Annotated in this window: 9 protein-coding genes; 5 read left to right on the top strand and 4 right to left on the bottom strand. The window is 62.7% G+C overall.

Features of this window, described 5'->3' with window-relative positions:
• Positions 1-608 (bottom strand): porin (locus AC5ZG1_RS32570; RefSeq protein ID WP_496135284.1); only part of this gene is annotated, 608 nt, incomplete at its 3' end.
• 246 nt (positions 609-854) lie between these two features.
• Between AC5ZG1_RS32570 and AC5ZG1_RS32565 the strand changes: the two genes are divergently transcribed.
• Positions 855-2,231: an Nramp family divalent metal transporter gene (locus AC5ZG1_RS32565; RefSeq protein ID WP_496135283.1), complete on the top strand. Its 1,377-nt coding sequence runs from the start codon at positions 855-857 to the stop codon at positions 2,229-2,231.
• A gap of 7 nt (positions 2,232-2,238) precedes the next feature.
• Here the strand turns inward: AC5ZG1_RS32565 and AC5ZG1_RS32560 are convergent, their stop codons facing one another.
• The 3 genes from AC5ZG1_RS32560 to hemB all read right to left on the bottom strand — a co-directional run bounded on the left by AC5ZG1_RS32560 (position 2,239) and on the right by hemB (position 4,921).
• A complete protein-coding gene (locus AC5ZG1_RS32560) occupies positions 2,239-3,015 on the bottom strand; it encodes an arginyltransferase (protein ID WP_028162898.1) in 777 nt (258 codons plus the stop codon).
• 88 nt (positions 3,016-3,103) lie between these two features.
• Positions 3,104-3,649, bottom strand: coding sequence for an RDD family protein (locus AC5ZG1_RS32555; RefSeq protein WP_028162897.1), 546 nt, complete (start codon positions 3,647-3,649; stop codon positions 3,104-3,106).
• Positions 3,650-3,862: 213 nt separating this feature from the next.
• Entirely contained in the window at positions 3,863-4,921 is a 1,059-nt protein-coding gene (gene hemB / locus AC5ZG1_RS32550) for a porphobilinogen synthase (RefSeq protein ID WP_496135282.1), read from the bottom strand.
• Between the two features lie 171 nt (positions 4,922-5,092).
• On the opposite strand from hemB, the gene AC5ZG1_RS32545 reads away from it, so the two are divergent.
• From AC5ZG1_RS32545 to AC5ZG1_RS32530, 4 genes are all read left to right on the top strand, one after another.
• Entirely contained in the window at positions 5,093-5,554 is a 462-nt protein-coding gene (locus AC5ZG1_RS32545; protein WP_028162895.1) for a DUF6163 family protein, read from the top strand.
• Positions 5,555-5,928: 374 nt separating this feature from the next.
• Positions 5,929-6,447, top strand: coding sequence for a transcriptional regulator LdtR (gene ldtR, locus AC5ZG1_RS32540; RefSeq protein ID WP_028162894.1), 519 nt, complete (start codon positions 5,929-5,931; stop codon positions 6,445-6,447).
• Between the two features lie 239 nt (positions 6,448-6,686).
• Positions 6,687-6,914 (top strand): hypothetical protein, encoded by a 228-nt coding sequence (locus tag AC5ZG1_RS32535; protein WP_028162893.1) that lies wholly within the window; start codon positions 6,687-6,689, stop codon positions 6,912-6,914.
• A gap of 22 nt (positions 6,915-6,936) precedes the next feature.
• A complete protein-coding gene (locus tag AC5ZG1_RS32530; RefSeq protein WP_028162892.1) occupies positions 6,937-7,158 on the top strand; it encodes a hypothetical protein in 222 nt (73 codons plus the stop codon).
• Positions 7,159-7,251: the final 93 nt, after the last annotated feature.

Below are 7,251 nucleotides of genomic sequence, written 5' to 3'. Positions count from 1 at the left end.
TTGACGCCGGTATCATTGTTCTGGCCGCCGAGCAGGAAGTCCGAGATGTTGCCGGGGAAGCCCTGCCAAGGCGAGGAATAGGCCGACGCCGACTGACCGAAGGTGAAGCCTGCGAACTGGATAAAGAGGAATTGGATGGTAGTAACGCCGCCGCCGGGAGTGTCGAGCAGCTGCGAGTTTGCGACCGGCAGCGAGCCGTTGATCGAGTTCGGGTTGAAGGTGTTGTTGCCGAGCGTAGAGAACTGAAACCGGCCCTGCCCGAAGGTACGGACCACGCCATAGTCGGTGGCGGTGCGGGTATCAATTGACAACAGCATTCGGGAGCGGGCGGCGAAGTAGTCGAAGTAGCGGTTATGTTGTCCTGCGTCGCCGTTCCAGGCCGGCGAGCCCTGTACGCCGCCATCGAATGTGGTGTCGACCCGGAGGTAGCCGCCGATCTTCATGCAGGTGTCGGTACCGGGGATGAAGAAGAAGCCGGGACCGTAAGCCGAGCAAATCTTCACATATTCGATGGGCTTCGCCTTGATCGGAAGATCGGCCGCATGCGCACCGCCGGCTGCCATCAGCCCCGCGGCGGTGCCGAGGATCAAGGTTCTCATTGTCGCCATTGCTGGCCTCCACTGTGAACTGCACGCCCCATACCCACCTAGCGAGCCCTAACGCGGGACTTTATGTCGCAGTGTGACGACCGCGTTACACGCGCGGGGTTCGTGCAGCAGTGTGACTTTGCCGCAACGCAGCAAGACGCGCTCCGAGGGCTGCGGCAGCGGCGCCTGAGGATGTGGCCTGATTGACTTCCCAGATGCAGTTGCAAATGAGTTGCAACAAAAAATGTTTTCCGGCATTGTGGCATCATGGATGCCCGAACGCCCCGATTGATCCCCGACACCGCACCGCAGGTGCTGCCGACCTCCACCGGATGGCGCGCCGACGCGCCGGATACGCGAAGCCTCCCCGAGGTGAACGCGACGGTCGAGGTTCCGACGGCGGGCCGATGGTGGCGCCGGCTGCTTGCCTTCGCCGGACCGGGCTATCTGGTGTCGGTCGGCTATATGGATCCCGGCAACTGGGCGACCGACATCGCGGGTGGCTCGAAGTTCGGCTACACGCTGCTTTCGGTCATCCTGCTGTCCAACCTGATGGCGATCCTTTTGCAGGCGCTCGCGGCCCGGCTTGGCATCGTCACCGACCGCGACCTGGCCCAGGCCTGCCGGGCGACCTATTCGCGCCCGGTGAACTTCCTGCTGTGGATTGCCTGCGAAGCCGCGATCATCGCCTGCGATCTGGCGGAGGTGATCGGCTCCGCGATCGCGTTGAAGCTCCTGTTCGGCATTCCGCTGATCGGCGGTGCGCTGCTCGCCGCGCTCGATGCCTTCCTGCTGCTGCTCCTGATGAATCGCGGCTTCCGCTTCCTGGAAGCCTTCGTCATCGCGCTCCTGATCGTGATCGCGACCTGCTTTGCGATCCAGGTCGCCGCGGCGGCCCCGCCGGTTGCTGCGCTGCTGCGCGGCTTTGCGCCGTCGAGCGAGATCTTCACCAATCCCGAGATGCTCTACATCGCGATCGGCATCATCGGCGCGACCGTGATGCCGCATAATCTTTATCTGCACTCGTCCATCGTGCAGACCCGCGCCTATGAGCGCACCGAAGAGGGACGGCGGGACGCGATCAAATGGGCGACAACCGACTCCACGATCGCGCTGATGCTGGCGCTGTTCATCAATGCGGCGATCCTGGTGGTCGCGGCCGCGACCTTCCATCGGAGCGGCCATTCCGATGTCGCGGACATCAGCCAGGCCTACGAACTGCTGTCGCCGTTGCTTGGCCTCAGCATCGCCTCGACGCTGTTCGCGGTGGCGCTGCTTGCCTCCGGCCTCAACTCGACGGTAACGGCGACGCTGGCTGGCCAGATCGTGATGGAAGGCTTCCTCAGCTTGCGGCTGCCGAGCTGGGCGCGGCGGCTGCTGACGCGCGGCATCGCGATCGTCCCCGTCATTGTCGTCACCGCGCTTTATGGCGAGCGCGGCACCACCGACCTGCTGGTGTTCAGCCAAGTCATCCTCTCGATGCAGCTTCCGTTCGCGGTCATTCCGCTGGTGCGGTTCGTGTCCGACCGGCGCAAGATGGGCAAGTTCGCGATCTCGATGCCGGTCGCCGCGGTCGCCTGGCTGGTGGCTGGCGTCATCCTCATCCTGAATGTGAAGCTGCTGTTCGATACCCTCTTCGGCTGAGGGCCGGTCAGTCCTGCGGCTCCGCGGCCATGTCGCCGGCCGCGTCGACCCGGAGCCAGCCGCTCGGGGCGAGGCGCTGCTGCGGCAGGAAGCGGGCCTTGTAGTCCATCTTCTTGGAGCCGTCGATCCAGTAGCCGAGATAGACGTATGGCAGTCCGAGCCGGCGCGCGCGGGCGATGTGGTCCAGGATCATGAAGGTGCCGAGCGAGCGGTTCTCGAGCGACGGCTCGAAGAAGGAATAGACCATCGACAGGCCGTCGCTCAGCACATCGGTGAGGGCCACTGCGATCAACTCCTCGCCGCGTCCGGTGATGCCGCTGTCGATGCCGCGCTTGCGATACTCGATGATCCGGGTCTCGACATGGCTATCCTCGACCATCATCGCATAGTCGAGCACGGTCATGTCGGCCATGCCGCCGTGGCGGTGGCGCCTGTCGAGATAGGCGCGGAACACGGAATATTGTTCGGAGGTCGGCACTGCGGAACGCTGCTCGCCGACGAGGTCGGCGTTGCGGGCCAGGACCTTGCGGAAACTGCGCGAGGGCCGGAATTCGTTGGCGATCACGCGCACCGACACACAGGCCCGGCATTGGTCGCAAGCCGGCCGGTAGGCGATCGACTGGCTGCGGCGGAACCCGCCATGGGTGAGCAGATCGTTGAGATCGCCCGCTTTGTCGCCGACCAGATGCGTGAACACCTTGCGCTCATGGCGACCCGGCAAATAGGGGCAGGGCGACGGCGCCGTCAGGTAAAACTGCGGGGTATCACGCGAATGCTGGGTCACGACAAGTCGTCAGGCCTCCAAAACAGCCTCCCAGCATCGCGCCCCGGAGGCTAGCGGTCAATCATCTTGCTGGGCTCAATTGGCTGGCTCAATAAGTGTGCGCTGCGGATGCCGCGTGAGCGCGGGCCGAGCTGTTGATGATAACGGTTCCGAGCACGATGTCGTGCAGCAAACGCCGCCGGCTATTGAAGAGGCCAAACAGCAGCACAAGCGGCGAGAGGAACGAGACGGACAGCCAGAACAGCACCGCATGCATGGCGCCGAGCACGAAATAGCCTGGCGCCCCGTACCAGGTGCGCAACTCCAGATCCATCACCCGCATGCCGACGGTCGCCGACGAGGCGCCGCCGATCGATGCGCCGTAATAGACGATCGCCCAGACAATCGTCGCCGGCCACGCCAGCCAGAACAGCGCCCAACCGAGCCCAAGGGTGATCAGGCCGAACACGGCGATGAAAAGATACCCAAGGATGACGGGGACCGAAAGCACAACCAGGTCAATCAGGAAGGCAAATACCCGCCGGGTGAGCACGCCGCGGAACAGCTCCGGCTCCAATCGCGGATCGAACGCATGCGGCGGCACGCCGCCGTCGTTACGCCAGGCACCATAGTTACCCGAACCGCCGTAAGACATAATCTCCCCTCCGACTGGGACCTATCCCGGGCAGGACATGGGAACGGGCTGCCCGGGTGCCAAGGTCCGGAACCCCAGCAAGCGCAAATATTCGGCGATTCGGAGGCGCAATGCCGTGAGCCTAAGTCCGGTAGGGTGGCAAAGCGAAGTGCGTCCACCATTCACGATCGGAGCAAGAGAGGGTGGGCACGCTTTCGCTTTGTCCACCCTACACTACGATTGCCCCTTCAGCTTCTCCGCGGCTTGCGGGGCAAAATACGTCAGGATGCCGTCGGCGCCGGCGCGCTTGAAACCGACCAGGCTCTCCATCATCGCGCGCTCGCCGTCGATCCATCCATTGCGCGCGGCGCCCGCGATCATCGCGTATTCGCCTGATACCTGGTAGACGAAGGTCGGCATCGCAAACGTGTCCTTCACCCGGCGCACGATATCGAGATAGGGCATGCCGGGCTTCACCATCACCATATCGGCGCCTTCGGCGATATCGAGCTCGACCTCGCGCAGGGCTTCGTCCGAATTGGCGCTGTCCATCTGATAGGTGCGCTTGTCGCCGGTCAGCGTCTTGGCCGAGCCGATAGCGTCGCGGAACGGGCCGTAGAAGGCGGAGGCGTATTTCGCAGCATAGGCCATGATCTGCACGTCGCCAAAGCCCTCGGCGTCGAGTGCTTCGCGGATCGCGCCGACCCGCCCGTCCATCATGTCCGACGGCGCGATGATGTCGCAGCCGGCCTCGGCCTGCACCAGCGCCTGCTTCACCAGCACCGCGACCGTCTCATCGTTGAGGATCCTGCCGTCCTCGATCAGTCCGTCATGGCCATGGCTCGTGAAGGGATCGAGCGCGACGTCGCAGAGCACGCCGATATCGGGGAATTCCTTCTTGATCGCACGGACCGACTGGCAGACGAGATTGTCCGGATTGAGTGCCTCCGAGCCCTGCTCGTCGCGCAGCGACGGCTCGGTGTAGGGAAACAGCGCGATGCAGGGGATATCGAGCTTGGCCGCGCGCTCGGCGTCGCGAACCGCCTGGTCGACACTTAGTCTGTCCACGCCCGGCATCGAGGCAACCGGGGTGCGGACATTATGGCCGTTAACGACGAACAGGGGCCAGATCAGGTCGTCCGTGGTCAGCACGTTTTCGCGCACCAGCCGCCTGGCCCATTCCGCCTTGCGGTTGCGGCGGGGCCGTATGGTCAAATCCAGCGGGGAGGCGAGGGCCGTCTGCCGCTTTGGCGCATCGCGCAGTTCGATCGGGCGCCCGAATTTGATCGCCATGGGCTTGTTCTCCTAACACGGCAGGCTGGTTTTTGATTTGATCCAACTCTAGCATCCTCGTCCAGCAACGTCACGGCGCCGTTGATCTGCCGCAACTGCAATTGATTTTGCCGGCCCGGCGGGCCAAGACTGCGCCGATGACCCATTTCGCTTCCACGGACGACTTCTGCGATGTCTGACACCTCTGCGCGCGACCAGTCGCGGGACAATGCGATTTCCGTTGCGGCGATGTCGTCGGACCGGATCCGGCGGGATGAGAATGTATGGACCCGGCGGCTCGTCTTCTTCCTCCGCATCATGGCGGTGGTCTCGATCGCCAAGGGCCTCTATCACTGGGCGCAGGTGACGGGATTCGTCGGCGCCGAGGAGGAGGCCTTCGAGAACCAGTCGATGGCCTGGCAGACCGCGACCATCTACTTCGCCGTCATCGAGCTTGTCGCCGCCGTCGGGCTGTGGCTCGCCACGCCCTGGGGCGCGGTGGTGTGGCTGACCACCGTCGTCTCGATGGCGGTGATCGAATTGATGTTTCCGAACATCTACGGCGGCAGCCTAACAGTGGTGGCGTTCGAAGCCTTGATGCTCGCCGGCTATCTCGCGCTCGCCTGGATGGCCGCACGCGAACGGCCGCCATAGCGCGCTTAACCGGCCGAGCGTGCAGCGAGCGCGAGTGGTGTCGCGAAAATTTTCAGAAAAGTGTCCGGTAACGTTTCGCTCACCGTAAAGGGTTCCCTCATATCTATTACGCGGTCGTTTCGAATTTGAGCGAAGCTGTTTCCGATTGTGACAGGGCATGCAGACGAAGCGTGAACAGGGGCGCTCCACCGTCAATGAAGGGTTGCGAAAAGCCCTTGTTTGACGGGCTTAATCCGCGATTCACTGTCTTAAATTCATGATCTCTTTATTGTCTTATTTAAGCTGATGTTCAAACGGCCCCCTTAAGTTGAACCTATCAGGCGGGACACAAGTTTCGTCGAATAAGTCGATAAAACGACAACAGGGGAAGTGTCATGATCAAAGCCGTTGCCTCAACGGCGGTGGAAACCGCTGAGCGCGCCGCCGGCCAGCCGACGGTGCAGTCGCTCTATCTCGAAGCCCTTACGCTGGTGGAGCGGCTGCATCGGCGGCTGCTCGACGTCATCAAGGACGAGTTCGATCGCCGCGGGCGCGCCGACATCAATTCGGTGCAGGCGCTGTTGCTCTACAATATCGGCGACAAGGAATTGACCGCGGGTGAGCTGCGCACGCGCGGCTACTATCTCGGCTCCAACGTCTCCTACAATCTGAAGAAGCTCGTCGAGCTCGGCTTCCTCGATCACCAGCGTTCGCGTGTCGATCGCCGCTCGGTGCGCATTCGCCTGACGCCGCAGGGCCAGGAGATCCGCCGTATCGTCGATGCGCTCTACCAGAAGCACGTCAAGACCGTGGAGCAGGTCGGCGGCATCTCGAACGAGGAGTTCTCGACGCTGAACAAGTCGCTGCACCGGCTCGAGCGGTTCTGGACCGACCAGATCCTCTATCGCCTCTGATACCTTCAAGACTTCGCGCCTCCAAGACTTCAACACCTCTCCAAGACTTCAACACCTTCAAGACTTCGCCAGAGCGGCCAAGCCGGCCCGATAGAAGACCGGCAAGCCGTCAGCCTCCAGCAGAGCGCATCGACTGTGCCCGGTCGGTGCGCTCTTGCTTTTCGGCACCGCAAAAAGAGTTTTGCGGAACCGGGAACCACTCGCGTCCTCACGCTTTATAGTGGGCTACGGAGAGCGAGATGCTGGTCGAGCGCGGAATGTGGGCGATGAATGTCGAAGTGGTCGGCGAGGCCTACGCCATCGCTTCCAACTATCTGCGCAGGACCGGGATCATTCCGGACTCTTATGCCACCAACGAGCAATTGCTCACGATCATCGTGCAGATGTTCCGGCGCGGCGAAACCAACAAGATCAAGCTCGCCAACAAGGCGATCGCCGAGTTTGAAGCAGCACAGCTCGTGATCTGATCATTCCCAATCGGAGAAAGTGATGGAAGCCGCGATCGATCGCATCATGCACACCTATGACCTGCTTGCGAACCGCACCGCCGCGGCGAGCGAGGAGGCGCGGGCGAAGGTGACGGAATATGTCCGCACCTTGTTCGAGGCGGGCGAGACCGACACGCACCGCCTGACGGTCTGCGGATTGACCTATCTGCGCCAGCTTGACGGCTCCACCGATCATGTGAAGGCGGGATTCACGGGGTTGTAGCGCGGCTGTCGCGGCGCTCTCCGCTGTCGTCCCGCCCCGGGCCGGAACCCATCACCAATCTCTATTGGACCCGAGCAGGCTGTTGCGCCGTCA

Source organism: Bradyrhizobium sp. Leo78 (assembly GCF_059512425.1).
Note: the sequence above shows the minus strand (reverse complement) of the source record. Positions and strands in the feature narration are given on the sequence as shown.